This window comes from Paraburkholderia graminis C4D1M, assembly GCF_000172415.1.
GTDB lineage: Bacteria > Pseudomonadota > Gammaproteobacteria > Burkholderiales > Burkholderiaceae > Paraburkholderia > Paraburkholderia graminis.
This window is the reverse complement of the sequence record NZ_ABLD01000033.1, coordinates 20,952-47,544: the sequence shown is the minus strand read 5'-3', so window position 1 is coordinate 47,544 and position 26,593 is coordinate 20,952. Positions and strand designations below refer to the sequence as shown.

The window sequence follows — 26,593 nt, the reverse complement described above, 5'->3', positions numbered from 1 at the left end:
TGCCGCTAAAAATGGACTCCGATACCTTGACGACAGTCGCGAGGTCCAGTTGTTCTACCGATGTCGCAACCGACCCTTCTTCGTCGACCAGTTCGGCTCTTAACTGCGGGTAGATACTTTCCAGTTGACGCACCTTGCCTTGTGCGCCCCAGCGTTCGTAGCAGGAGCGCGCATCGGCCAGATAATGATCGGCAAGCGTCGCGCGAGCTCGCGAGGCGTGAAATCGCGCGGCCAACTCATTGGCCATCGCCTGGTTCTGAATGAAGCCGTGCACGCGGGCGAGCCGCAGCGCGTCTTCGTAATGGTGCATCGCGTCGACGTCGCGACCGTCGATGCGCGCCAGTTCCGCCAGCACCAGCGAGTAACGGTTTCCGTAATTCGCGGGGCAATGTCGCGCCCACATTTCAAATTTCGGAAGCTTCTCTGTGATGACCTGCCGATACGCCTGCTGCTGGCCGGCAGACGCGTCGGCATAAAGCGCGCTCAGTGTGAGCACATGAAAAAAGTGAAACGTGGGCTCGATCGCCAGTGCCATCACCGAACTGAGGACCGCGTCGGCCATCGCTGCGGCGTTCAGTGCGTCGGCATAGCGGCCATCGAGATACGCGAGCATCAGCTTGATGATGTGATAAACGCCGATGCCGCAGCCGAAATTGGATTTGACGATGGCCTCGCAACAGGCGGCTTCGTCGAAGTGGTCGTCGTTGAGCGTGAGCATTCCGCTCGACAGACCTCGCAAGCTCGCGACGAACTGCTGCTCGATACGAATCGTTTCATGAACCGCGTCGTTATGACTCTCGAGCATGAGCGTTGCGTATCGTGCCGAATGCGCGTGCACGTCCTTGAGCGCGTCGCCTTTTTCGATCGACTGCCATACGGCATTGAACGCGAGATTGCCGGCGAACACGAGGTCGCCCACTTCCATGCAGGCAACGGCCGCCTGTTCAAACACCGGGAGGTTCTCGTCGATGTTACATCGCCAGAAATTCACATGACTGCAATACAGATGAAGCAGCTTTCCGTACAGGCGGCGATTGCCGAACTTTTCGTTCAGACGCAACGACATTTCGGAGAACTGCACGGCAGCCGGGATATCGCCGATACGGGAAACCAGCATCAACGCAAAATTGCCGTACGCGAAACTCGAGTTGTCGGTATTGCCGTGACGCAGCGAGAGATTGACCGCCTTCAGCGTGAATAGCGGATAAAAGACCGGACGCGCGGCGAACGCGCACGGCATGGCTTCGACAAGCAGATTGATGACCGCGCGGCTCGCCGGGTCTTCGGCCACGGGTGCATCGACCAGTGCTTCAGTCGGACGACCCGCCTGGTTGATGGGCACCTCCAGCAACGCGTCGTCGACGGCCGCGCGGAGTTCGTCGTCAGCCTCCGGAAAAACGATACCGAAGTCACGCAGCGCCGCGAGCGCGGCGGCGAAGCTCTCGTTGTACTTTCCGGCGAGCTGATATAACTCCATCCGCAGACTGAATACTTTGGCCCGATCGAGATTGTCATGCGCCCTTTCGAGTACTAGATCGGCTACGGCGTCCGCCCTGGCGAAATCGCCAACCAGGTACTCGCATTCCAGATACGCGAGATAGAGTTCCAGCGTGCTGTCGTAACGCTCGTCCCACGCGGCGTCCGAGAGCAGCGCGACGCCCTGGGCGAGATAGCTTCGGGCCGACGAGTACGCCGTCGAACTCATCGCGCGCTTGCCTGCAATCAGGTTGAGTGTCGCGGCTTGCTCGCGCTCCGTCTTGCTCTGTATTAAAGCCGCACCGCGATTGAGGTGATTGACGATGTCGAAAATCGCCTCGTGAAGCGCCTCGGGCGGAGTATGCGAGGCGAGCGCTCGGCCGATTCGCAAATGCGCCGCGGGCCGCTCGCCGGCGGGAATCAACTCATACGCGGCTTCCTGCACGCGGTCGTGAGCGAACACATAGTTCGAGCCCACGCGAAACACCAGTCCGCCGCGTATGGCCTCCCACATGCGGGCGTTGGTGACCTCCTCCGCTTTGTCCTGCACCCATGTCAGCGCCGTGACATCGGCCACATTGCCGAGGCACGCGAGTTGTCCCAGCACGTCACGCGTTTCGGCGGGCAAGCGGCCGAGCTTCGCAGCCATCAGGTCGGCGACGTTGTCGGTATAGCCCTTTGCGCGGATGCCCGGCAAATCCCACGTCCATACCGCGGCGCGATGATCGAAGCGGATCAAGCCTTCATCGTGCAGCGCGGTCAGAAACTGGATCGTGAAAAACGGATTGCCGCCTGTCTTCTCATGCACGAGTTGCGCAAGCGCCTCGACCGGTGCGCCGTCGCAGTGCAACGCATCGGCAGCAAGCTGCGCGATGCTTCGCGCGTTCAGCGGCTCGAGCACGATCTGCTGCACGTTGCCAGCCGCGCTACGAATCGAATCGAGCGTGCGCGCAAGCGGGTGCGACGCATCGACTTCGTTGTCGCGGTATGCGCCGATCAGTAAAACATGGCGCACTTCGGGATGCGTGACGAGATGCTCCAGCAGTTCGAGTGTTGCGGTATCGAGCCATTGCAGATCGTCAATGAAGAGCGCGAGCGGATGCTCGGCCCGCGCGAACACACCCAGGAAGCGACGGAACACCCAATGAAACAGGTTTTGCGCATCTTGCGGCGGCAGATTCGGAACGGGCGGCTGCTCGCCGATGATGAGCGCAAGCTCGGGAATCAGGTTCACCATCACCTGGCCATTCGGCGCGAGCGCCTCCATCAACTGTTCGCGCCAGGGCTCGATCTCCGTGTCGCTTTTGCTGAGCAGATCGCGCAAGAGCCACTGGAATGCCTGCGCAAAGGTGGCGTACGGAACGTCTCGCTTGTACTGATCGAACTTGCCGGCAGCAAACAGCCCGCGCGGCGGCACCAGCACTTTGTGCAACTCGTTGACGACCGACGATTTGCCGATGCCGGCATAGCCCGCAATCAACACGAGTTCGGTCGCGCCGCCCGCGACGATTCTCTCGAACGCGTCGACGAGGTGCCCGATCTGCGCCTCGCGCCCATAAAGTTTTTCGGGAATCAGCAGACGGTCCGATGCATCGTGCAAGCCGAGCGCAAACGGCGCAATCGAATGATTCGTGCCCCACGACGCAACGCACGCACGAAGATCCGCTTCGACGCCCGCCGCGGTTTGATAGCGGTCTTCCGCGGCCTTGGCCAGCAGTTTCAGCACGATGCGCTCGACAGGCTCGGGAATGCCCCTCGCCCGCTCGCCTGGCGGCGGCGGCCTGCGCGCGATATGACAATGGATCCATTCCATCGGGTCGGATGCCGTGAACGGCAGCGAACCCGTAAGCATTTCGTACAAAACGACGCCGAGCGAATAGAGATCGCTGCGGGTGTCGATCGAGCGATTCATTCGCCCCGTCTGCTCAGGCGCCATGTATGCAAAGGTGCCCGCCACGACTTCCGGCGGTATGGGCGGCTGATGCTCCTGCGGCAATTGCGAAGCGATGCCAAAGCCGGTAAGACGCACGCGATCGTTGCTATCGACCAGCACATGCGCCGGCTTGATGTCTTTATGTATGAGACCGCATTGATGAACGCGGCCGATCACCTTTGCGAGGTTGACGGCGATACGCAACACACGCGCCAGTTCGAGAGGACGGCGCAAGATGCGCCGCAAAGGCTCGCCGCCGTCGTCGTCGAGAACCAGCATGGGCGGCTCGCGGCGCGGGTCGAGCGCGAGCGGATGCGCCGCCCAGCTTGCATCGAGGAACGGCGCCAGACGGTACTCATGCACGAGGCGCGCGACACTGCGCGAAGTCGGCCGCGCGGCGACCAGCGCAAGCATCGTCACGGCATGACTGGCTTTCCTCGCCCGATACAGTGAGAAATCGCCGTCGTCGTGTAATGGCTCGAGTTCGTACCCGGTGAGGATCACGTCGCCTCCTGTCGTCGAGTGCGCCGAACGGACAGGAACGGAGCCAGCGCGGGACCTTGCGCGCCCGATCAGCCAACAACATCACGCTCGCGATCATTGAGCGACCATTCTTGTACGAATAGACAACAAACGCAAAGCAAAACTTACGGTTGCACGCGCAACGGCGACGCTCCACCAACCGTGCTCCGCGTCGCCGCATTCGAATCTTTCAGCCTGTAATGCACCGATTCAACGCAGTTTCGCGACGGCGCCTTCGTCATAGCACGATGGTGTGGCAAGCCATACCATCGTGTGATGGACTGGCCTTCCGACTCGCGGTTTCATCTACTCATCGCAGCGGTCTGAGCGGGTACGACGACAAACCTGGCAGAACTGCTAACGATCGATGCAGCCCGCGTTGCTGCACACGAAATGCTCGCTCATATCGATTCATAACGATTACTTCGATCTCGTCGGCGTCGCCTCCAGGAGTCGCATCATGGACCATCTTGAAACCATCCGTATCTTCGTGAAAGTTGCCGATACATCGAGCTTCAGCCGCACCGCGGAGCACTTCGCCGTGACCACAGCCGTCGTGACGCGACGCGTCGTCGCGTTGGAGAAACGTCTCGACGCCCGGCTATTTAGACGCACGACTCGACACGTCGCATTGACCGATGCCGGCGCGACGTTTCTGGAAAGCGCGCGCCGTATTCTCGACGACATCGACGAGGCCGAAATGGCCGTTGCCGGTCAGGAGCGCCGCGCCTGCGGCGTGCTGAGGATCGCGTCTCCCGTTGCGTTCGGGCTGCGGCACCTGAGTCCGATCCTGAAGTCGTTCCGCGACGCCTATCCGCTCGTCATGCCGCATGTGGCGCTGTGCGACGACACGATCAACCTGGTCGAAAGGCGGGTCGATGTCGTGATCGTTCCCGAAGTGGAAGCCAGCGGCAATTCGCTCGTCACCAGACGGTTCGCGTCCAGTCCGATGCAGCTCGTTGCATCGCCGATGTATCTGCAGCGGCACGGCGTACCGGGCACGGTGGCCGCGCTGAACGATCATGTGGTCTTGCAGCATTCAGGCAAGCAGTTTGCCGAATGCCTGCGCCGGCTCGAGCGGCTGGGCGATGGCCGCTGTCATCCGGACAGCCTGATCATGTCGAACAGTCTCGCGATGCTGCACAAGATGTCCGTGGACGGTCACGGCATCGCCGTGCTGCCGGCTTATCTGGCGGAGCCGGATATCGACAGCGGTCTGCTCGTCAATGTGCTGCCAGGCATCGACATGCCGCGTCTCGACCTGTCGGTCGCGTTCGAAACACGCCATAACATGCCCGCAAGAATTCGCGCGTTCATCGACTTCATCGTGAATCACTTCAACATCGACGACATCGCGACAGCGCCGCACGTCGCTCCCGTCACGGTGCGAAAAGCCGCCACGCCGCCTTGCATGGCGCGCGCCATCCATCATTCGTTCGACGCGGTCGGCTCGCCGGTCTATGACTGAGTGCGACTGAGCGCGTCTATTCACCCGCAGCCGCGAGAAACCGGTGTATCTGCCCCACGACAGCCGCGCCCTCGCCCACCGCCGAGGCGACGCGCTTGGTCGAACCCGAGCGCACATCGCCGATCGCGAACACGCCCTCGATGTTCGTCTGCAACGGCATCGTCGACGCGCCGGCTTCTTCCAGGTCGGCGCCGGTCAATATGAAGCCGCTGCTGTCGAGCGACACCGCGCATTGATCCAGCCAGCCCGTATTGGGTTCAGCGCCGATGAAAACGAACAGGTGATGCGCCGTCATGCTTCCTTCGATGCCGCCGGCACCACGGTAGTGCACGCGCTCGAGACGCGCATTGCCGTCGAGCGCGGTCAGTTCCATCCGCGTATGAAGCGTGAGGTTCGCGAGCGACGCGACACGATCGGCGAGATAGTGCGACATGCTGCGAGCGAGGGTCGCGCCCCGAATGAACATGTGCACATGTTCCGCGTGCCCGGCGAGGAAAACGGCAGCCTGTCCCGCGGAATTGCCGCCGCCCATCAGCACGACGGACTCCTTGCGGCAGAGCCTCGCCTCGATCGGCGTCGCCCAGTAATAGACGCCGGAGCGTTCGAAGCGCGAGAGGTTCTCGACGGAAGGCCGGCGATATTCAGCGCCGCTCGCGATCACCACCGTGCGCGTGGTAATGCGGCGGCCGCCGATCAGTTCGACGACAAGCGGTTGCCTGTCGCAATGCAGTGCGCTGACCTCGCACGGGATTCCGATATGCGCGCCGAACTTCTGCGCCTGGACCAACGCGCGGCCCGCGAGTGCCTGCCCGGAGATGCCTGTAGGAAAGCCCAGATAGTTCTCGATGCGCGCGCTTGTGCCGGCCTGCCCACCGGGCGCGCGGCAGTCGAGCGCCGCCACCGACAATCCTTCGGACGCCGCATAGACTGCTGCTGCCAGGCCCGCCGGACCCGCGCCGACGATCGTCACATCGTAGACATGCGTCGGATCGAATTCCGGAATGAGTCCGAGACACGATGCCAGTTGCCCTTCATCGGGGTTTCGCAACACCGTGCCGTCCGGACAAAAGATCAGCGGGAAGTCGTCGGGCTGCGGCGTCAGTCGCTCTAGCAACGCGATGGCTTCGGGGTCCTGCTCGCTATCGAGCGTCATGTTGGGAAACGCGTTGCGCCGCAAGAAATTCTGCAAGGCGGCCAACTGCGGATGGTGCGACGAGCCGACGAGAACGACACCCTGTCCGCGTTCGATGACGAGCACCCGCCGCAAGATCAGCGCGCGCATGATCTTTTCGCCGAGGTCGGCTTCGCTCACCATCATCGCGCTAAGCTCGGCGGGCCGCACGAGCACGGCTTCGACATCTTCGAGGACATGCGCGTCGACCACGGCCAGCTTGCTCGATAGCTGCGTGACGTCAGAGGTAAATTCGCCGCGCTTCGTGTAGGTGTGAATCACGCGTTCGTGGCCGAGGCCGTCGCGGCCGACTATCCGGACCTTGCCTGACAGCACGACGAACATTCCTGGGCAACGGCTTCCGGCACGGTAAAGCAAGTCGCCCTTGACGTAGCGCGACACGCTGCCAAACCGCCGTATGCTGTCGATCTCCGCAGCGGAGAGGACCGGAAACATCTGGTTGTAGCGAGGATGGTCGCGCACCGCAGGGTCGTCGGCGAGCGCCTCGTCATCAACGCGGCTCGTGTTCTCCGTCACTTCGCGGGCGGGCGCCTTGCCTGGCGACTCTGGCTCGTTGCTCATTGCCGAACCTCCTTGACCGGCCGGCTGGCACCCGCGTGGCGAGGCTGCGCGCCGTCGCGGCAGGCAGGCGGCAGCGCGGGCAAATCACGCCCTGCACTCGCTAGGCCCGCAGGAGCTTGATCAGTTCTCTGGCAGCCGGGCCAGACGAAGCCGGATTCTGGCCTGTGATCAGCCGCCCGTCTACGATCGTATATACCGACCAGTCCGGGCCTTTTTCAAACAGGCCGCCCAGACGCTTCAGCTCGTCCTCGACCAGGAACGGTACGACCGCGGTAAGCTGCACGGCCTCTTCTTCGCTATTGGTAAAGCCCGTGACGCGCTTTCCCTTGACGATGGGCTGCCCCTGATACGTGACGTTGTTCAATACGGCCGGCGCGTGACAGACGGCGGCGACCGGCTTGCCGGCGTTATAGAACGCCTCGATCAAGGCGATCGAGTTTCTGTCTTCCACCAGGTCCCACAGCGGGCCGTGCCCGCCCGGATAGAAGACCGAATCGTAGCCGTCGGAGCTTACTTCGGACAGCTTGACGGTGTTGGCGAGAATTGCCTGGGTGGCAGCGTCTTTCTTGAAGCGCTCCATGGAATCTGTCTGGTTGCCGGGCTCGTCGCTTTTGGGGTCGATCGGCGGCTGGCCGCCTTTGACGGAAGCCACGGTGACCTCTACGTCGGCATCCACGAACGCATAGTACGGAGCCGTGAACTCTTCGAGCCAGAAACCAGTCGGCTTGCCGGTGTTTCCAAGCACGTTGTGCGAAGTCAAAACCATCAAAACCTTCATTGTCAGTCTCCGGTTGATTGCGAGGACATGCCTGTGCGACGGCTGGGCGGACACCGGTAACGCTACGCCCAATCGCGGCGGCACACCATACGTACAACGCATGTCGGGCGGCCGCCGTTCGATTGTTCAATCAATACCTACGTATGGCGTTCCCGGTCTGTGCGGTTGCACAGGACCAGTACTTCGTCTTCAGCGCCCGACTGAAGTGGCTCAAGTGCCAATATGCAAAACCGTCTACAAAAATCTGGCGATAAGCGGGACGGTTGCTTACTATACGAACGTATCCGCGTCGGCTTAATGCAACCAGTTCTGGATGAGCAAGCGATGAAACATGACAATGCGATGGGTGCAAGGGAATCATTGTCGGACTCGCTTGTTTATGTGGTCGACGACGATGAATCTATTCGGGGCGCACTGACTTCTCTGCTCACTTCCGTCGGCATCAAGGTACTGGCGTTCGAATCGGCGGACGACTTTCTGGCCGCGGAAATGCCCGACGTTCCCAGTTGCCTCATTCTCGACGTTCGGCTGCGAGGCACGAGCGGCCTCACGCTGCAACAGCATCCATTCCGGGAGAGCGTCCCGTTTCCGGTTATTTTTCTGACCGGGCACGGCGACATCGAAATGTCCGTGAAGGCGATGAAGGCAGGCGCTTTTGACTTCATGACAAAGCCGTTCAAGGATCAGGACCTGATCGATACGATCGCCGCAGCGCTGAAGCGCGATGGAGAACTAAAGCGTCAGGCGAAGATCGTTGCGGGCATCCGTCAAACGTACGAATCGCTGACTGCGCGCGAGCGGCAAGTCATCAAACTGGTCGCCGATGGACTGCTGAACAAGCAGATCGCGGGCCAGCTTTCTCTGAGCGAAGTGACAGTCAAGATCCATCGCGCGCAAGCGATGCACAAGCTGAATGCACGCTCAGTGCCTGACGTCGTGAGGAAGCTACAGCAAGTGGCGCCTCTGCACTAGGAGCGGCTCGACAAACCGGCCGGGCCTATCGCACTGCCCTTACCTCTTCCTCAATCACGACGAATGCGCTCAGGCTAATACACACTGTCATCCGGATCATTCGAACGTCTTATTGCTGCTTCGCCCGTTGGCCTGTAAGTTGCAAGAAGAATCAGCTTGTTCGAATCCGTGTCCGTGCTCTGTGGATTCCTGATGAAATCAAAGCGCTCTCCTGCAACTATTGCAGTGGTGGACGACGACGAATCCATCCGGATGGCGATATCCAATCTGCTTCGTTCGGCGAACTGGCACGCTATTGTTTACGAGTCCGCCAACCATCTTCTGGTCGATGCGTCGCGGTCGCAGCCGAATCTGGTTATCGCCGATATTCACATGCCCGGCATGGACGGCTTTGCGCTTCTTGAGTCGATCAAACTATGGCAACGTCCAAGCCCCGTCATTTTTATTACGGCTTACGCGACTCAACAGTTATTCGAAAAAGCGCAAGCGAGCCGAGCCGCCGGTTTCTTCTCGAAGCCAGTGGACGGCGTGCGGCTACTCGCGCTGATTGGTGAAATACTACAGACGTAACCTTGTTTTTGTCGCCGCCATCATCACGTCAGCCCTTTGTCCCGTGTTTCGATCAGTACTGGACAGGGCGACCGGTCGATCACTTCTCCGCTGATCGACGGATTAGCCCAGCGGCGCAGCCGTGACAGATGGTGGTGCCCCATCACGATGACCTCGGCGGCCAGCAGCCCGGCTTGTTCGATGATCACATCGGCCGGAGGATTTCCCGCGCGAAGGTGCTGCTCCACGATCAGATTGTGGCCGGCAAGCTGCCCGGCTGCTGTGGCGAGGACGGATCGCGCGAAAGATGTCTGCGCGCTTGCGGGCGGATAGGTCAGGCCGTCGGGCGCGATCCCGCTTTCGCTGCCGGGAGGCAGTGCATAAGAAGGATCGATAACACAGAGAAGATGTACGGTCGCGCGCCCCGGCGACGCGACGCGCCGCACCAGGTCGATGACATTCGCACTTTGAAGCGTGCCGTCCAGCGGCACCAGAAGGATATTGAACATGGTGAGCCTACCCATCGAAGATCAGATTCACACGCGGGCTCCGTCGCCACACGAAGTCAATTTCCGGGCTCGTAGACCGTGAGCCGGTTGTCCACGCGATGAACGCCTCCTACGTTTTCCGCTGCTGTTCCGGCCGACTGGATTTGCGCCTCATCGGGCGCAGTTCCCGCAAGCGTGATGACGCCGCCGTGCGCCAGCACGTTAATGTGCGAGGAGTCCAGCCCTTTCACTTTCGTGAGCGACTTGCGCACGGCATGACTCAAAGCGCGATTGTCGGCTCGAAGCTGCTTCTTGCTCGGAGCGTCCGTGCTGAGGGACGACGAATCCGCAGCCGAAGTACTCGGTATGCCGCCAGGCAAAGCCATCGTAAAAGCGGCCACGGCCGTCATGGTGAAGATCAGTACTCGGGTTTGCATGTCGGGCTCCTGCCGGTAAGTAAATCATGAACGATGGATAGTCAGTCGCGGGCAATCCTGATTACATGACGTCACCCGCATTGCGCTTCTACCCGCCGTATCTGTGCGGTCAACGCAGAGACCGAAAGCTCACGCGCAGCTCTTCCGAGAAAACTTGCGGTTGTTCCCACGCCGCAAAGTGGCCGCCTTTCGGAAGGCGGTTGTAGTGGATCAACTGTGGATATGCTTTCGCTGTCCAGCTTTGCGGCGCAGCGTAGATCTCATCCGGAAAGACGCTCACGGCAACCGGAATAGCAACGTGCTTCGGCGCAAAGAAGTTCAGCTTGTTTTCCTCATACAGGCGCGCCGATGAAATTGCCGTGCCCGTGAACCAATAGAGCGTCACGTTATCGAGCACGTCGTTGCGTGTGATCCCTTCGGACTGACCGTCAAATACTCGCGCGATCAGTGCCTGGCTGGCGGCGTCGTGGTCGATCATCCACGCGGCGAGGCCGAGCGGCGAATCTTCGATGCCATACAGCGTCTGCGGGCGGTTTGCCATTTCCAATGCGTAGCCGAGGCCGTGCTTGTAGAAATAGTCGAGCTGATCGAACGCGTGCTTCTCGTCGGCTGACAGAGACGCCGGCGCCGGCTCTCCGAACTTGAGCGCCCGCGCGATGTCGTCGGGCACCGTCGCCGGCATGTTGGTGTGAATGCCGAGCAGTTCCGGCGGTGTCAGCAAAGCCATTTGCTCCGTCACCGCATTGCCCCAATCGCCGCCTTGCGCGACGTACCGCGTGTAGCCGAGCCGCTGCATCAGTACGACCCATGCGCGTGCGATGCGAACGGGGTCCCAGCCCTCCTCGGTCGGCTTCCCCGAGAAGCCGTAGCCAGGGAGCGACGGAATCACGACATCGAATGCATCGGACGCAGTGCCGCCGTACGCCGTTGGGTTCGTCAGCGGGCCAATAATCTTCAATTGCTCGATGATCGAGCCAGGCCACCCGTGCGTGATGATGACCGGTAACGCATTGGCGTTCTTCGAGCGAACGTGGATGAAGTGAATGTCGACGCCGTCAATCTCGGTGACGAATTGCGGCAGCGAGTTCAGCCTCGCTTCGACGTCGCGCCAGTTGTAGTCCGTCACCCAGCAACGGGCGAGCTTTTGCATGGTTGCGAGTTGGACGCCTTGAGACGCATCCTTCGCGGTTTCGCGCTCAGGCCAGCGGGTCGCCTTTATCCGCCTCTTCAAATCCATAACTTTTGATTCCGGCGCGTGCACACGGAGTGGCCGAATAGCCGATTTGTCGGCGCCGCCTGACGGCGATGCGTCAATGATCGATCGATTCGGTTCTGCAAACGCCAGTCGGCTTAATGAACCAGCAACAGCGGCCGACGCCGCCACGCCGATAAAGCGACGGCGCGATGCGGTCTCGGGAAAGATATCGTCGGCCATACAGACTCCTGTTGGCAATAAGTGCGACGCCGCACGTCGCAGTGGTGGTAGCGATTGTGGGCAAACAAGCCTTGCGGGTAAACGGCCGCGTTAGAACAACAGTTGTGTCGGCCGCGAATAGATCTTTTTCCACTGCAATCAGCGTGGCCGCAGCGATACATACGATGCGCGTAAAGCACCGTGTGAGATGTCATGCGACGGCAACGCAGCCGGATACGCCAGCCGTTTTTTCGCGTCGCTCAATACGGTATCAAGACTATTGATCGAGCGATGGCGTCACGCTCATTGGTCTTGCACAAGGCCGCGACTAGACTACCTGGGTGGACCGGATGCGCCGCACGCTTTTTGTCCCGCGAATCTTCTCAGGACCAAAAGGAAGCAAACATGAACCCGACTCAATTTGTGGTGGCATTGATCGCAAGCCCACTGTTTTTCAATAGCAGCGCGATCGCACAAGAGAATCAAAGCGGCGCTGCCGCGAAGCAGGCGGTGCAACTGGAAGCGGGCGCAAAGCCGGAGTTCGGCATCAAACGCGTAACGCCGCAATACTGGCGTGTCACGATCGATCATCCGCCGTTCAATATCTTCGGCCCCGAATCCATACCTCAGTTGAACAGCGTCATCACGCAGATAGAAAACGATCCCGAACTAAAGGTCGTGGTGTTCGACAGCGCCGTACCTGGTTTTTTCCTGACTCACTATGATTTCGTGCCCCCGCTCGAAGCGACTACGAGCATGCCGCCCGGACCCACCGGTATGCCGCCATTGCCCGATATGTTGAGTCGCCTGAGCCGCTCTTCTGTCGTGTCGATCGTATCGATCCGGGGCCGGGCTACCGGCGTTGGCAGTGAGTTGTCGCTTGCATCCGACATGCGCTTTGCCAGCCGCGAAAAAGCCGTGCTTTCGCAATTCGAAGTGGGCGCCGGGTTCGATCCGGGTGGCGGACCGATGTCGCGTCTTCCCCGCCTGATGGGACGGGGCCGTGCGCTTGAAATCCTGCTGAGCGGCAGCGACATCAACGGCGAACTTGCGGAGCGATATGGCTATGTCAACCGCTCGCTGCCGGATGCCGAGCTGGATAAGTTTGTGGACACCCTGGCCCGGCGCATTGCCTCGTTCGACAAGCAAACCATTGGGGAAATCAAGCATTTCGTCAACATTGCCACTCTCCCGCCCGATAGCGAGCTCGGCCCACAATGGGACGCCTTCATTACTTCCGTACAGCGTCCGCAGGCACAGCACGATATCGGCAAGCTGATGGAACTCGGGCTGCAGAAAAAGCCCGACGTGGAGATCCATCTGGATCGATATACGGGCGAAGTAAGTCGGGGTGGCAAGTAGGCATAATGGCGCAATGCGACCGGTTCATTAATAAAGGAGAAGTGGCAGTGGAAGGCAAACCCCTAACCCGCGGAATAGACCATATCGGTCTGACGGTTCGAGACCTCAAGCTCACGGTGGAGTTCTTCACCGAATGCCTCGGCTGGACTCTCGTCGGCGAGCGCCCGAGCTACCCTGCGGCGTTCGTGTCCGATGGACACGTGATGCTGACGCTTTGGCAAGTACTCGACGCGGACCGGCGCGTCGAGTTCGACCGCAAGACCAACGTCGGCCTGCACCATCTCGCATTGAAGGTGGGTAGTGAAGAAGCATTAAACGAGATATTTGCGCGCGTTTCGGAATGGCCAGGCGTGGTGGCCGAATTCGCGCCTGAGGACCTCGGTCAAGGACCAAAGCGGCACGCGATGGTTTATGAACCCGGCGGCATCAGGCTCGAATTCGATTTCGACCCGCGCGTTTAAGAAACGAATTGCGACGAGCTCGCGCTCGAGGGCGGTAGCCGCGAACACCGCGCGGTGCCATCGTCCGATACGGTATCGCGCATCGTGCGCTCGTGTGTTCATGTAATACGTTCGGATGGACTCGTATCCGGGGAAAGCGGAACCCATGACCCCGGCCAACGCATCAAAGCTGCGATCGCGGAATAAACCCAGGATTGCCGGTCTTCACGACTTCATTGAAGCGCTGCCTTGTCTGAATGTCATTGATCGCGTCGAAAGCGTCATCGGGCAGCGGCGCAATGTCGAAGTTTTCGCGCGCACGCGCGTCAGTCTTGGGTGTCGTCAATACAGCGGTGCCGCGCTGCACTGCCCATGCGATCAGCACTTGCGCAGGTGTCTTTCCAACTCGCTCGGCAATCCGCAAGACAACCGGATCTTCGAGTGGTCCGGGCCTTATGCCATGCCCCAATGGCGCAAACGCCAGAAAGACGATGTCGTTCTTTTGGCAGAACTCCAGAAGTTCTCTTTCCGGAAGATAAGGATGAGCCTCGACCTGAACGACCGCCGGCTTGATTCGCGCAGCTTCATACAGCGGCTCGAGCTCATTCAGACCAAGGTCGGAAAGGCCGATCGCCCTGCATCTTTTACGGTCGACGAGATCTTCCAAGGCCCGCCACGTGTCGAGTAAGGTCTCGCCGCGATCATAGAGAATGGCTCCATGCTCGTCTCGCGGGTCCTGCTCGTCGCCAGGTTGAAACGCGAACGGCGTATGAATCAGGTAAAGGTCCAAATAATCGAGCCCGAGTCTGTCCAGACTCGCATTGAACGCAGGTTCGACGCGCTCGGGCCGGTGATTGGAATTCCACAGTTTCGTCGTGACGAAGAGGTCTTCTCGCGAAAGCTCTCGTGCCGACAGCGCGGCCTGTAAAGCCGCGCCCACCTCGCGTTCATTGCGGTATCGCTCGGCACAATCAAGGTGCCGATATCCAACTTTTAGCGCAGCGGTCGTGGCGCTTGTCGCGACGGCTGCATCGGCAATCAACGTGCCAAATCCGACTGCGGGCATGCGGCCGCCGCCGTGACTGAGCGCTATTCTTTTGAGCTGGAAATCGGAAGGCTCATTCATGACGACACCTCCAGGAGTTTGTGCAAATGTCTTCCGGCGGCTGCCGGACTTTCAGCATAGGATGATTTGCGCGGCATGCCCGACTATTTCGACGAAGCTCTACGCGGGCGCGGTGCTGACAAGTTGTCACTCATCTGCGTGGCAAACGCGAGGATCACTTCTTCATTGCGCGACAGGAAAGTCCACTGCCCTGCCCGCGTCGCAACAAGAAGCCGGGCCGCGACGAGTGTTGCGATGTGGGCCGAGACGGTCGACTGCGATAGACCGCTTTGCGCATGAATCAGATTCGGCGGTACGCCATGACTGAAATCGAAATGGCCCTGCTCGAATACTTTGGCAGGCGTCTTCAACCATTCGAGAATGTCCCGCCGAAAGGGATTCGCAAGGGCTTTATAAATCCGGTCGATATCGATCATGGCGACAGAAGAAGGCATGGTCAGAACATGTCCGCAGCGTTCAAACGCACTGCGTCCTGATGTCCAGCTTCCGGCGTGCGACGCGAAGGGATGAAAGGCCCCGTGATCATCTCCGAGTAGCTTTGGCCTGGCCCTACCATCGGGAACACGTCGGCGTTCTCATCGATCATCACTTCGAGAAAGGCGGGTCCTTCGAACTTCACGAATGACTTCAGTTTGTCCTCGAGTTCGCTTATCGCTTCGACGCGGCAGGCAAACCTGAATCCGTCGGCGCGCGCCGCCATCACAAAGTCCTTCTGATGAAGCGACTTGTCGCTGACAAACGTCCGGCCCTCGTAAAAGAGACGCTGCCACTGTCTGATCATCCCGTCACCGCGATTGTTGAGCAGCAAAACCTTGACGGGGACGCCATACGTGCTCGCTGTTTCCAGTTCGCCCGCATTCATCCGGATACTGCCGTCACCGTCGATGTCGATTACCAGCGCATCCGGCCGCGCCAGTTGTGCGCCAATAGCCGCGGGCAATCCAAAGCCCATGGTTCCCATGCTGCCTGACGTCAGAAAGCTGCGAGGCTCGACGAACTCGAAAAATTGCGCCGTCCACATTTGATGCTGGCCGACGCCCGTACTGATAATGGCTCTCCCCTGAGTAATTTCGCTGAGTTTCTCGACGACGAATTGCGGCTGAATCAGCGGACTGCGCCTGTCGTAGTTCATGCCGTGGCGCTGCTTGAGTTCCACCACTCGTTCGAGCCATCCGGCAGGCGATTGCACACCTGCACCGTGCTCCATCAACGAACGCAACGCGTGCTTCGCATCGCCCACGTGGCTCCAGTGCGTACGCTTCACTTTGTTGATCTCAGCCTCGTCGATGTCGATATGCGCGACGTAACGTGCGCCGGCGGCAAATGCATCCGGGCGGCCACCGGCGACGCGATCGTCGAATCGGGAACCCACGGCAATCAGAAAGTCGCAATCTTCGACCGCATAATTCGCGCACGCGGCGCCGTGCATGCCGAGCATGCCAAGCGACAATTCGTGCTTTGCCGGTATGGCGCCGAGACCCATTAGCGTCGTCACTACCGGGATCCTGTAACGCTCCGAGAACGCGCGCAGCTCGGCTGCTGCGCCCGCTGCGATGACACCGCCGCCGACGTATAACAGCGGACGTTCGCTCTGCCGCAGAAGATCGAAGAAACGCGCGCGTTTGTCCTCGCCGAGATCGCTGCCTTTCGCGACCATGCGCAGGCGATCGGAATAGCCGCGAAACTGCAACGTGCCTTTGCCTTGATAAACGCCCATCCAGTTCTGAATGTCCTTTGGCACGTCGACGACAACGGGACCGGGACGTCCGGTGCGCGCAATCTCGAATGCGCTTCGCAGGGTCTGCTCGAGTTTCGTTGCGTCGGTCACCAGGAACACCTGTTTGGCGCAGGCCGACATGATGTTGAAGACCGGCGCTTCCTGAAAAGCATCGCTGCCGATCGCGGCGCGCGGCACTTGCCCGCATATCAGTACAACAGGAATCGAATCGCCATTGCAGTCCGCAATGGGTGTCACGGCGTTCGTCGCGCCAGGTCCGGACGTGACCATGAATACGCCCACTTTTCCGCTCGCTCGCGCGTAGCCGGCGGCCATGAAGCCGGCCGCCTGTTCATTGGCCGGCACGATGAATCTGATTTGGCGCTCGGGATGCGACGCGCACGCTTCATTGAATCGAAACACCGCGTCGTAAGTCGGCAGGATCGCGCCGCCGCTATAGCCGAATAGTGTGTCGACGCCCTGTTCCGCGAGTACACGCAGAATGATGTCGGCGCCCGACATCAGTTCGCCTTCATGTGTCGGGTCTGGACAAACTTGCGAAGCTATTTGTGGATTCTGGGTCACGGCTGACTCGTATGGAAACCGGCGCTGAGGGCATCAGCGGCCGCGATTGGGGAATATCCCGTTCAATTCGAGAACAGCGTATGTTCGGCGCCAGTTCATGGACCATTACTGCGGCGGGATCTCCATACCGGTGCAGTCCATTTAGCACTTGCTTGGTGTGCATCTGGAAGAATTGCGAGGATGAATTGATTCTGCCAACTATCGGGACCTGCTGCGCGGCGATGCATTGGACTCACAGGCCAAAAGAGTTCGCTTTTGGGTCACGAGGTCTTTGACGCGGTCTTTGACGTGCGTGTGAGCCAGCAATGTCTCCGCAATGCAATGCGCCACATCTGCGCCCAGATCTTCTTCGACCAGAGTCAGCGCGAGGCCAACACCGGCGCTCACGCCGTCCGAAGAATAGAGATTGCCGTCTTTCAGCCAACCCGCATCTGGCACGACGTGCACCAATGGAAAGTCTCTCGCGAGGCGATGTGCGTCGCACTCGCGAATAGTCAACGAGCGATGATCGGCGAGACCGGCACGCGCCAGCAGAAACGCACCGTTGGATATGCACGCGATCTTTGTCGCACTACCATCCACGCCGCCGAGCCAGCTCACCAGTTCCCGATGCTCACGCGCCGAGCCAACCGCCGGAGAGCCGGGCACGATGACGATATCAAACGATGTCCGTAAATCGCGCAGCGATTCGGTCGTGCGTACCGCGGTCCCGTTCGAGCACATGACCGGCCCGAGCGTCGGGCCAATGACATGCTGTACATAGAACCGTTCACCGCATACGCGGTTTGCTTCCTCGAATACATCCATCGGCCCGCTCACCTCGAGCAGTTGAAAGCCTGCATACAGCATCATTGCGACACGCATGCGCCATTTCTCCGCGAGTGCACCCAGCCCAGAACGAACGATTCTTCAAACGAAGTCTAATCAATGCGGCCCATGTGCGACCCAGTAGATCACGCGATGTCAGGCCAATCGATGCGGGATTTGCGCCACCCTGCAAAAAGAGGCATTCCCACGCGCAGGCGAGGCGCTTCTCTCTTTACGCCAGCGAAAAAGTCATTTACCACTTGTGACGGGCGGGCCGCGCCATCATTGGGGTAAGCTAGGCGCTCGCTCGTTGCCGCGGCTTATCGCAATGCATGGAATTCCCACGAAAACACGGTCTGCACCGTCAAGGCGAGCGTGCTCTTACTCGATGAAGGTCACGGCATGAAAGTCGCCATTGTCATATTCGAAGGTGCGCAAGCACTGGATGTAGCAGGCCCACTCGATGTATTCGCTGAAGCGAATGCAAACCTTCCCGAGCATCAGCGATATGAAGTGTCGCTCGTCGGTAGCAAAGCCGGCACGGTCACGTGTTCAAACGGCATGCAGCTTGCCGTTCCTTATGGCTATGCGGACTCCGTCACTCAGTTCGACCTCGTACTGGTGGCAGGCGGGCCCCGGTTGCCTGACTGCAATCCACCGAACGAATTGCTGACCTGGCTGCAAAACCAGGCACGCGGAGCGGCGCGCTTCGGCTCCGTTTGCAACGGTGCATTCGTGCTTGGACATGCTGGCTTGATCGACGGCAAGCAGGTAACGACCCATTGGGCCGATGCAAGGCGCCTCGCGGACAACTTCCCTCTTGCTCGAGTACAGCCCGACAGGATCTTCATTCGTGACGGTCGTCTTTTCACCTCTGCCGGTGTGACGGCGGGCATCGACCTGTGTTTGTCGTTAGTGGCGGAAGACTGGGGACACGAGATGGCGGTACGCGTTGCCAAACGTCTGGTTGTCTATATCCAGCGAGAAGGCGGCCAGTCGCAGTACAGCCCCTACATTGGTGCAGGCAAGGAGGAAAACCCGATCATCGGCAAGGTGCACCGCTATGTCACCGAACATATCACCGATGCATTGTCGATCGAACAACTGGCAGGCGCTGTTTCGGTAAGCCGGCGCACCTTCTCGCGGCTCTTTGCCAAGTATGCAAAGGTGACACCGTCGGCGTTCGTCGAGCAGGTTCGCGTGGACACTGCGAGGAAACTGCTTGAAGACTCGGACGCTCCGTTGAAAACCGTCGCGTTTCAATGCGGCTTTCACAGCGCCACGCAAATGCGGACCACGTTTACGCGAAGACTGAACGTCACGCCTAAACAATATCGTCAAAGATTTCGCGGCACAGTAAGCGCACCGCCGCGGACCTATAGCGGCGCCGATCAGCACGCCGCATCTCAGCTTTCGCCGCAGTTGTGATTCCTGAAGAGTTGCCCCCTTCTCTTCCGGATGTTCTCGAGCCGGGTTTGTCGCTGGTCTTTTGCGGTATCAATCCTGGCGTGCGTGCGGCAACGACCGGCCATCATTTCGAGGGCAGAAACAACCGGTTCTGGCGCGCCGTTCATCTCGCGGGTTTTTCTCCGCAACAGATTCGGCCTGAAGACGACCGCAGCTTCCTTCAGTATGGATGCGGTCTCACTACAGCAGTATCGCGCCCAACCGCACGCGCCGACCAGCTATCGCGAGCGGAAATCGAAGCAGGCGCGGCTGCGTTCGAGCAAAAGATCAAACGCTATGCGCCACGCTACATTTCCTTTCTCGGGAAGATGGCGCTATCCGCTATGTCCGGCAAACGCGAGCTTCAATGGGGACTTCAGCAAGAACCTTTCGGTGGTGCGCGTGCGTGGGTGCTGCCAAATCCGAGTGGCCTGAATCGTGCCTATAGCCTCGAATTACTCGTGCGTGCTTACCGCGAACTTTACGTCGCCGTTGCGTCTTCGGATTGAAGATGCGGATTGCTGCGCAGGCTCTCCGTCACGAAGTCGACAAAAGCGCGGACCTTCCCGCTCGCGCCTCGCCGTTCGATATGCAAGAGACTCACTGGTGTGGGCTCCGGCTCGAATGCCGTCAGAATAGGCTTGAGTTTGCCGTCCTGTACCTCTTGAGCTGCCTGATAGGACAACAATTGCGTCAATCCCACGCAATCGAGTGCCGCCAGAACGGCAGCCGCAGTCAGGTCGACGATCATTCGCGGCTGGATTCGAACCGGCATTCTCGTACCGTTGCCATCGAACACCCACTCGAGCGGATGAGAGACGCCCGTGAACGACACACATTGATGATCGGCGAGATCTTTTGGATGACGCGGCTCGCCATGCGCCGCGAGATACGCAGGCGCGGCGTAGGTCCGACGTCGCACAAACCCCAACGGAATAGCGAATATCGACGAATCTCCAAGATGGCCGATGCGAACGGCGATATCCACGCCTTCTTCCAGTAGCCGCGTGGTGCGGTCGACATAGATGGCGTTGACGGTGACTTCCGGATAGCGCAGCGCAAACGCATTGATGAGCGGCGCGATAAAGCGCTGACCAAACATCACCGGCGCGGAAACAGTCAGTGTGCCAACGGGATTCAGATGATCGGCGGCGACATTGGCGTCGGCCTCGGTGATCGCGTCCAGCACTTTGCGGCAAGCGTCGAGATAGCCGAGACCTGCGTCGGTCGGCCGTATTGTCCGCGTGGTTCGCGCGAGCAGTTGCGTGCCGAGACGGGCTTCGAGTGAATTGAGCGCGCGAGAAACCGCGGGCGTCGACATGCCGAGTTTCTCCGACGCGCTCGTGAAGCTCCCACGATCCACGATGGCAACAAAGACTTCCATCTCGCGCAATTTGTCCATTCCGGCTTCCCATGCGGTAACGCTCACGTCTACACCGCGATTGTAGGCGCCGTAATAGCCCGAATCCTGCATTGGCCTGAATTCGATTGAAAATGGCCCGCTTCTCACTCTTCCGGGTGACTGCAAAGCGAGTTTTCATGATGCTCGTCGCGAATCAAAGGCACTCTTTTGCGCATCCGGAAAAACACTTGTTCGCCGCATGAAAACGGTGATGACGCTTTTCGCCGCGCTGGCAAATTTCGCCACGTTATTGGCCCGATACGCGATCCATTCCGGCTTCTGCAATTCCCACGCGTCGCGGACAATCAACTCGCCACTCATCGTATCGACAAGCAAAGGAAGAGTCCGTTATGTTTTCTGCGATGCTCGAAGTCAATCCGCTACCTGAACAGTTCGACCTTTATCTCGGCATGGCAAAGATGCTGCGCCCCGAACTCGAGAAGATCGTCGGCTTTATCGACAACGCCCGCTACGCCAGCCTGACGCGCGAGGGATGGCTTCTTTCCCTATCGAGCTGGCGCGACGAGAAGTCGCTGGTTCGCTGGCGCACCACGACGAAGCATCATCAGATACAACAGGCGGCGCGCGATCGTGTGTTTGCCGACTATCGCCTGCGCATCGGCCAGACGGTTGCCGATACGCGTTTGCCCGAAGGAGAAGTTCTGCTCGAGCAACGGCTCGATGTCACCGAGGCGGGCGCGGGTACTGCGGTGACACTGCTCGATGCGCAGCGCGCGCCCGAGTGGGTCGAAGAGGCCGGCGCAGAAGCCGTGGCAAGCTCGCTCGGATTTGATGCAACAACAGCGACATCGGCAGCGGGCCTCGTGGCGTGGGACGTATTCGACGCGCTAATGGCGCCCGGCGATGTCATCGCCGTGCTGACCTGGCGCGATCACGCCGCCGCCGAAGCTTTCGAACGCAAGACTGCATTGCCGGACGATGTGCGTCTGCGGCATATCCGCGTGGTGCGCGAGTACGGCATGTTCGATCGTCGCGAAGCGCCTCAGTACTTTGCGGACGTGCAACCTGCTGCATAGACAGTAAAGCAGAGTCCGGGAAACAAAAGACTATTGCGATGGACGCACATTGTCATTGTGCCAGGCCGAGCCGTGGCCTGATTTGCGAACGAAATGGCCAACTGCGCCAGCTCTGTCGTCTTCGAAGAGCAAAGCGATCTCCTAGAATGAATCAACGTCCGATTCATAGCCTTCTTCAACCTTACTCGATTCGCGCACTCATATGACCATCGCTACGCCATGGACAACGGGAACGGCAACATCGGACGTAGCAGACGCGTCGTCACCGAGTGTCGTCCGCGAGACTGAGAGCCCGCTTCCTCCTAAGTCCGCGGCAGCGGAGTTGTCGCCTCGTCTTGCGACGGGTCTCGTCGGGATGCTTCTCGCGTCTTTGTTGGCAATACTTAACGAGCAGGTCACCGCAGTGGCGATGACCGACATTCGCGGTGCGCTTTCAATCGGACACGATGACGGAAGCTGGCTGACCGCGCTCTTCGAGGCCGCGAATGTCGCCACGATGGTCTTCGCGCCCTGGTTCGCGATAACGCTCACTCTCAAGCGGTTCACGCTGGGCGCCGTAATAGCCGCGATGCTTATCGGTGTTCTTTGCCCGTTTGCACCGAACCTCCCGGCGCTTTATGCGCTGCGTGTGCTGCAGGGAATAGCCGGCGGCTGCCTGCCTCCCATGTTAATTATCGCGGCGCTGCGCTACCTTCCGCCGAAGATCAAGTTATACGGCCTTGCCGGCTACGCGCTGACCGCAACCTTTGGACCATCGCTGGCAACGCCTCTCGCGGCTCTGTGGACCGAGTACGTCGACTGGCGAATGGCATTCTGGCAAATCGTCCCGCTCGGCCTGATTAGCTGCGTGGCAATCCAGCAAGGACTGCCCGACGAATCCTCGAAATTGGAACGTTTCAAGTCGTTCAACTGGACCGGCTTCGTCACCGGCTTTCCCGCTATCGCCATGCTCGTGATTGGTTTATTGCAAGGCGACCGCCTCGACTGGCTGAATTCCGGCTTCATCCGCGTCATGCTCGGTGAAGGAACGCTGTTGCTGGCCGCGTTTCTCATCAACGAGTGGTTTCATCCCTCGCCGTTCTTCGGTCTTCAACTGCTACGCCGCAGAAACTTCACGCACGGTCTGATTACACTCGCGGGCGCGGTGATCCTGCTGACCGGCGTCGCCGTCATTCCCGCGCAATACCTTGCGAAAGTACACGGATACAGGCCGCTGCAAACCGCACCGCTCGCGCTGCTGGTCGCGATTCCGCTATTGATTGCGCTGCCTCTGACTGCCGCGCTGCTGAACATGCAGCGCGTGGATCGCAGATGGGTCATCGCGATCGGACTTTCACTCATGGCTACCACATGCTTCCTGGGAAGCTACATGACTTCCGAGTGGATTCGCGACAACTTTTATTGGCTGCAGTCGTTGCAGATTGCCGCGCAACCAATGGTGATCCTCTCGATCCTGATGGGCGTAACCGGAGGCTTGCCGCCAACAGAAGGCCCGCTTGCTTCCGCGATGTTCAACACGCTAAAAGTTTTCGCCGGCGTGGCGGCCACCGGTCTCATTGAAGGGCTCGGTACTGCGCGCCAGCACTTTCACTCGAGCATGCTCGTGGACCGGCTTGGCAATAACGCGTTGATTACGACTCAAAGCGCCGACGCGAATCACGGTTTCGGCGCACTCGCGCAACGCATTCATGAGCAGGCGATCGTGCTGACATCCGCTGATCTGTATCGCGTGATGGCGTGCATTGCCGTCGCCCTGCTTTTTCTTGTTCCGGTGTTACCCACGCGCATTTATCCGCCCTGGAGCACCACGCCGCCATCTTCACGCTAAACGACAATAGATATGTCAGTTCTCACCCGCCCTTCCAACAAAACGCTTCGCCTCATAGCGTATGTGTCAGTAGCTTGCGCCATTGGTGCCGCCTGCATATGGCTGCTCGCGACGCCCAATAGCGAGTCGACCAACGACGCCTATGTCACGGCCGATTTCACGCTACTCGCAGCGCGTATCCCCGGCCAGCTTTCCGAAGTACCTGTCGCGGACAATCAGCAGGTGAAGACGGGGCAACTGATCGCACGCATCGACGACCGCGATTTCCGCGCCGCACTGATGAGCGCCGAAGCGGACGTCGCTGCAGCGAAAGCATCGGTCGTTAACTACGACGCCGAAATCGCGCGTCACCCCGCGCTCGTCGCGCAGGCGCGAGCCACGCTTCGCTCCGACGAAGCGGAGATCCAGTTTGCGCGAGCAAACGCCGCGCGTTACAGCAATCTTTCGGAAGCCGGCGCCGGAACGACGCAAGAGCAGCAGCGTTCTTCCAGCGCATTAGCCGAGCAACTGGCGCAGCAATCGCGCAATCAGGCAGTACTTGTCGCGACCGAGCAGAACCTCGACGTTTTGCGTGCACAGCGCGACAAGGCGGCCGGCGCGTTAGCGCATAGCGAAGCCACGCTCCAGCAGGCAAAGCTCAACCTGTCGTATACGGAGATTCGCGCACCGGTCGACGGCAAGATCGGCAGACGTTCCGCACGTGTTGGCGCATTTGTTACGCCGGGCGCCCCGCTTGTCGCCATCGTTCCGCTATCCGACGCATACGTCGTGGCTAACTTCCAGGAAAACCAGCTCGCGAGAATGCGGCCCGGCGCACGCGTGCGTATTAAGGTGGACAGCTTTCCAGGCGTCGTGATCCGAGGCCACGTCGACAGTCTTGCGCCTGCTACCGGCGTGAGCTTCGCGCCCATTGCGCCGGAGAATGCTACGGGTAACTTCACGAAGGTCGTTCAGCGTGTGCCTGTCAAGATCAGCATCGACCCGGGGCAACAGGCTGCATCTGCATTGAGCGTGGGCCTCTCTGTCGAAACGGAAGTCGATGTCGGCAAGCCTGCTGAAGTGTCGATCAGCGGAGCGGACCCAAAATGAACGCGAATCTGTGTTCAATCCGTACACCGGTGCTCGCGACGCTGCTTGGCATGTTGCTCAGTGCATGTATGGTGGGCCCCAATTTCGAACGCCCGCAGACCGCTGTGCCCGATGTATTCAGTCGCACGCAATCCGCACAGGCGCCAAGCCGCGCGATCGAAGCCGGCTTTGATTCGGACTGGTGGAAGCTGCTCAACGATCCCACGCTGGACTCGCTGGAGCAACGCCTCACCGATGCGAATCTCGACGTCGCGGCCGCGTCGGCCCGCTTGCGCCAAAGCCGTGCGCAGCAACGTATTGTCGGCGCCGACGAGTACCCGACCGTGAGCGCCGCCGCATCGTATAACCGCGAGCGAGGCAGCATGAACGGCATTCTGTCTTTGCTCGGCGTAACGCCGACAGGAAGCCAAAGCCAGTCGGCCTCGGGCGCGTCGCCTACTGGCGTGGCCCCATTGCCAGGCGACAAAGGCTCGCCCGCTTACGACCTCTATCAGTTCGGCTTCGATGCATCGTGGGAACTCGATTTCTGGGGACGCGTACGACGCGGTGTCGAGGCCGCGACGGCGGTGAGTAACGCATCATATGAGGACCGGAACTTCGTGCTCCTGTCCGCGCGGGCCGAATTGGCTCGCGACTATGTGCAGTTGCGCGACACTCAGGCTCTGCTTGAAATAGCCCAGCAGAACCTTGAAATAGCACGCGATGCCACGAAGCTCACGGAAACACGCGTGCGTGAAGGCGTCACGACGAATCTGGACGTCGCGAACGCGGCCGCCCAGGCGGCGTCGATTGAAAGCCTGATTCCGACTCTTGAAGCCAACTGTGAGACGACCATCAACTCAATTGGCTTATTGCTCGGAATGCAGCCTGGCGAACTACAGCAAACCTTGAGCGCGCGAGGCGCTGTTCCGAAGCTCCCGAACAATGTGCCTATCGGCTTCGCATCGGAAGTCGTGCAACGGCGGCCCGACATCAGAAGAGCCGAGGCGCAGTTGCACGCCGCCACCGCTGCGATTGGAATGGCGAAAGCCGATTTCTATCCACGCATATCGCTGAACGGCAGCGCGGGATTTCAGAGCCTTCAGCTTTCGAATCTCGCGGACTGGGCATCGGGGCAGTTTGTTATCGGACCGTCGATCACGCTTCCCATCTTCGAAGGCGGCCGCCTGAAAGGAACACTTCATTTGCGCGAGGCGCAACAGCAGGAAGCCGCAATCGTCTACAAGCGCACGGTGCTGGCCGCGTGGCGCGAAGTCGACGATGCGCTGGTTCTCTACGACGCCGAACAGCGGCGCAACGAGCGCCTGCAACAGGTCGTACGTCTGAATCAGAGTGCGCTTTCGATTGCGCGGCAACGATATAAAGCGGGAGCGGTCGACTTTCTCGACGTGCTCAATGTGCAGAAGCAGTTGCTCGACGCGCAAAGCAATCTGGAGCGCAGCACGGCGAACGCGGCGACGAATCTCATCACGTTATGCAAGGCACTCGGCGGCGGTTGGGAGTCGACGTATGCGCAGCAGGATGCCAGGCACTAACTTCCTGCCCGCCAATGCTCTCCTTCTAACAATCGACACGCAATAGCGAATTGCGGCACTGATGTGGCACTAACGGGGAACCAATGGGGCACTTGAAATCAGCAGTTCAATCTGCGCGATTCTATTGGTCATCGTGATCGACTAATCAGAACCGTTCTTTTAATCGAGGTGGAAAATGAAAGTCTCTCTTGCTTCAGTACTCGTCGCAACGGCGCTCTTTGCCGGATCGGGCGTTGCATTTTCGCAGCCGGCCGGCAATACCAGTCAGGGGGCGAACTCAACGCTGTCTCAGCCGCCGATGGCGCAGTCTTCCGGCTCCATGAGCGGCAACGACTCCCGCGGACCGCAGTACAGCGGATCGACCGCAAGCGGACGCGCGAGGAATGGCGGCGCTTGTGTCGTGGGCTTGTCTTGCGACATCTATCAGGG

At 59.8% G+C, this 26,593-nt stretch carries 23 protein-coding genes; 11 read left to right on the top strand and 12 right to left on the bottom strand.

The features are described from left to right. On the bottom strand, window positions 1–3,913 hold a 3,913-nt coding region (locus BGRAMDRAFT_RS30030; RefSeq protein ID WP_044021986.1), incomplete at its 3' end, for an ATP-binding protein. A gap of 478 nt (window positions 3,914–4,391) precedes the next feature. Here BGRAMDRAFT_RS30030 and BGRAMDRAFT_RS30025 point away from each other — a divergent pair. Continuing rightward, window positions 4,392–5,399, top strand: a complete 1,008-nt coding sequence (locus BGRAMDRAFT_RS30025; RefSeq protein WP_006052669.1) for a LysR family transcriptional regulator — start codon at window positions 4,392–4,394, stop codon at window positions 5,397–5,399. A 16-nt stretch (window positions 5,400–5,415) separates the two neighbouring features. On the opposite strand, the gene BGRAMDRAFT_RS30020 is transcribed toward BGRAMDRAFT_RS30025, so the two are convergent. Together BGRAMDRAFT_RS30020 and BGRAMDRAFT_RS30015 are read right to left on the bottom strand one after the other, a co-directional pair. After that, on the bottom strand, window positions 5,416–7,152 hold the full coding sequence (locus BGRAMDRAFT_RS30020; RefSeq protein WP_006052668.1) for an FAD-dependent oxidoreductase: 1,737 nt from the start codon (window positions 7,150–7,152) through the stop codon (window positions 5,416–5,418). 100 nt (window positions 7,153–7,252) lie between these two features. Then, window positions 7,253–7,930 carry a type 1 glutamine amidotransferase domain-containing protein gene (locus BGRAMDRAFT_RS30015; protein ID WP_006052667.1) on the bottom strand — a complete coding sequence of 226 codons (678 nt, stop codon included), beginning with the start codon at window positions 7,928–7,930 and terminating at the stop codon, window positions 7,253–7,255. 324 nt (window positions 7,931–8,254) lie between these two features. Between BGRAMDRAFT_RS30015 and BGRAMDRAFT_RS30010 the strand changes: the two genes are divergently transcribed. Next, window positions 8,255–8,902 carry a response regulator transcription factor gene (locus BGRAMDRAFT_RS30010; RefSeq protein ID WP_006052666.1) on the top strand — a complete coding sequence of 216 codons (648 nt, stop codon included), beginning with the start codon at window positions 8,255–8,257 and terminating at the stop codon, window positions 8,900–8,902. A 156-nt stretch (window positions 8,903–9,058) separates the two neighbouring features. After that, complete coding sequence (locus BGRAMDRAFT_RS30005; RefSeq protein ID WP_149029180.1) at window positions 9,059–9,472, top strand: response regulator; 414 nt, start codon at window positions 9,059–9,061, stop codon at window positions 9,470–9,472. Between the two features lie 23 nt (window positions 9,473–9,495). Here BGRAMDRAFT_RS30005 and BGRAMDRAFT_RS30000 read toward each other — a convergent pair whose 3' ends face one another. From BGRAMDRAFT_RS30000 to BGRAMDRAFT_RS29990, 3 genes are all read right to left on the bottom strand, one after another. Continuing rightward, window positions 9,496–9,960, bottom strand: coding sequence for a universal stress protein (locus BGRAMDRAFT_RS30000; protein WP_006052664.1), 465 nt, complete (start codon window positions 9,958–9,960; stop codon window positions 9,496–9,498). A 56-nt stretch (window positions 9,961–10,016) separates the two neighbouring features. Next, a complete protein-coding gene (locus tag BGRAMDRAFT_RS29995; RefSeq protein ID WP_006052663.1) occupies window positions 10,017–10,376 on the bottom strand; it encodes a BON domain-containing protein in 360 nt (119 codons plus the stop codon). Window positions 10,377–10,485: 109 nt separating this feature from the next. Further along, entirely contained in the window at window positions 10,486–11,811 is a 1,326-nt protein-coding gene (locus BGRAMDRAFT_RS29990) for an epoxide hydrolase family protein (protein ID WP_006052662.1), read from the bottom strand. A gap of 384 nt (window positions 11,812–12,195) precedes the next feature. Here BGRAMDRAFT_RS29990 and BGRAMDRAFT_RS29985 point away from each other — a divergent pair, with 384 nt between their 5' ends. After that, window positions 12,196–13,152 (top strand): enoyl-CoA hydratase/isomerase family protein, encoded by a 957-nt coding sequence (locus BGRAMDRAFT_RS29985; protein ID WP_006052661.1) that lies wholly within the window; start codon window positions 12,196–12,198, stop codon window positions 13,150–13,152. A gap of 5 nt (window positions 13,153–13,157) precedes the next feature. Continuing rightward, window positions 13,158–13,613: a VOC family protein gene (locus BGRAMDRAFT_RS29980; RefSeq protein ID WP_006052660.1), complete on the top strand. Its 456-nt coding sequence runs from the start codon at window positions 13,158–13,160 to the stop codon at window positions 13,611–13,613. 163 nt (window positions 13,614–13,776) lie between these two features. On the opposite strand, the gene BGRAMDRAFT_RS29975 is transcribed toward BGRAMDRAFT_RS29980, so the two are convergent. From BGRAMDRAFT_RS29975 to BGRAMDRAFT_RS29960, 4 genes are all read right to left on the bottom strand, one after another. Further along, the gene (locus BGRAMDRAFT_RS29975) at window positions 13,777–14,718 is read right to left on the bottom strand and encodes an aldo/keto reductase (protein WP_006052659.1); all 942 of its coding nucleotides are present in this window, start codon (window positions 14,716–14,718) and stop codon (window positions 13,777–13,779) included. A gap of 83 nt (window positions 14,719–14,801) precedes the next feature. Then, complete coding sequence (locus BGRAMDRAFT_RS29970) at window positions 14,802–15,134, bottom strand: ArsR/SmtB family transcription factor (RefSeq protein ID WP_006052658.1); 333 nt, start codon at window positions 15,132–15,134, stop codon at window positions 14,802–14,804. Window positions 15,135–15,154: 20 nt separating this feature from the next. Continuing rightward, on the bottom strand, window positions 15,155–17,020 hold the full coding sequence (ilvB, locus tag BGRAMDRAFT_RS29965) for a biosynthetic-type acetolactate synthase large subunit (RefSeq protein WP_409372901.1): 1,866 nt from the start codon (window positions 17,018–17,020) through the stop codon (window positions 15,155–15,157). 198 nt (window positions 17,021–17,218) lie between these two features. Further along, a complete protein-coding gene (locus BGRAMDRAFT_RS29960; RefSeq protein ID WP_006052656.1) occupies window positions 17,219–17,884 on the bottom strand; it encodes an AraC family transcriptional regulator in 666 nt (221 codons plus the stop codon). Window positions 17,885–18,229: 345 nt separating this feature from the next. Between BGRAMDRAFT_RS29960 and BGRAMDRAFT_RS29955 the strand changes: the two genes are divergently transcribed. Together BGRAMDRAFT_RS29955 and mug are read left to right on the top strand one after the other, a co-directional pair. Next, window positions 18,230–19,255: a GlxA family transcriptional regulator gene (locus BGRAMDRAFT_RS29955; RefSeq protein ID WP_006052655.1), complete on the top strand. Its 1,026-nt coding sequence runs from the start codon at window positions 18,230–18,232 to the stop codon at window positions 19,253–19,255. Further along, window positions 19,252–19,782: a G/U mismatch-specific DNA glycosylase gene (gene mug, locus BGRAMDRAFT_RS29950; RefSeq protein WP_175130903.1), complete on the top strand. Its 531-nt coding sequence runs from the start codon at window positions 19,252–19,254 to the stop codon at window positions 19,780–19,782. The genes BGRAMDRAFT_RS29955 and mug overlap by 4 nt, the downstream gene beginning before the upstream one ends. Here the strand turns inward: mug and BGRAMDRAFT_RS29945 are convergent. Continuing rightward, window positions 19,755–20,675 carry a LysR family transcriptional regulator gene (locus tag BGRAMDRAFT_RS29945; protein WP_044021990.1) on the bottom strand — a complete coding sequence of 307 codons (921 nt, stop codon included), beginning with the start codon at window positions 20,673–20,675 and terminating at the stop codon, window positions 19,755–19,757. The two genes, mug and BGRAMDRAFT_RS29945, sit on opposite strands and share 28 nt — an antisense overlap. Before the next feature lie 135 nt (window positions 20,676–20,810). After that, a complete protein-coding gene (locus tag BGRAMDRAFT_RS29940) occupies window positions 20,811–21,011 on the bottom strand; it encodes a hypothetical protein (protein WP_029970788.1) in 201 nt (66 codons plus the stop codon). 14 nt (window positions 21,012–21,025) lie between these two features. Between BGRAMDRAFT_RS29940 and BGRAMDRAFT_RS29935 the strand changes: the two genes are divergently transcribed. The 4 genes from BGRAMDRAFT_RS29935 to BGRAMDRAFT_RS29920 all read left to right on the top strand — a co-directional run bounded on the left by BGRAMDRAFT_RS29935 (window position 21,026) and on the right by BGRAMDRAFT_RS29920 (window position 26,164). Beyond that, the gene (locus tag BGRAMDRAFT_RS29935; protein ID WP_006052653.1) at window positions 21,026–21,712 is read left to right on the top strand and encodes an antibiotic biosynthesis monooxygenase family protein; all 687 of its coding nucleotides are present in this window, start codon (window positions 21,026–21,028) and stop codon (window positions 21,710–21,712) included. A gap of 202 nt (window positions 21,713–21,914) precedes the next feature. Then, window positions 21,915–23,540 carry an MFS transporter gene (locus BGRAMDRAFT_RS29930; protein ID WP_083803870.1) on the top strand — a complete coding sequence of 542 codons (1,626 nt, stop codon included), beginning with the start codon at window positions 21,915–21,917 and terminating at the stop codon, window positions 23,538–23,540. Between the two features lie 12 nt (window positions 23,541–23,552). Continuing rightward, on the top strand, window positions 23,553–24,629 hold the full coding sequence (locus tag BGRAMDRAFT_RS29925; RefSeq protein ID WP_006052651.1) for an HlyD family secretion protein: 1,077 nt from the start codon (window positions 23,553–23,555) through the stop codon (window positions 24,627–24,629). Beyond that, a complete protein-coding gene (locus tag BGRAMDRAFT_RS29920; RefSeq protein ID WP_006052650.1) occupies window positions 24,626–26,164 on the top strand; it encodes an efflux transporter outer membrane subunit in 1,539 nt (512 codons plus the stop codon). Before BGRAMDRAFT_RS29925 ends, BGRAMDRAFT_RS29920 begins: the two co-directional genes overlap by 4 nt. Window positions 26,165–26,593: the final 429 nt, after the last annotated feature.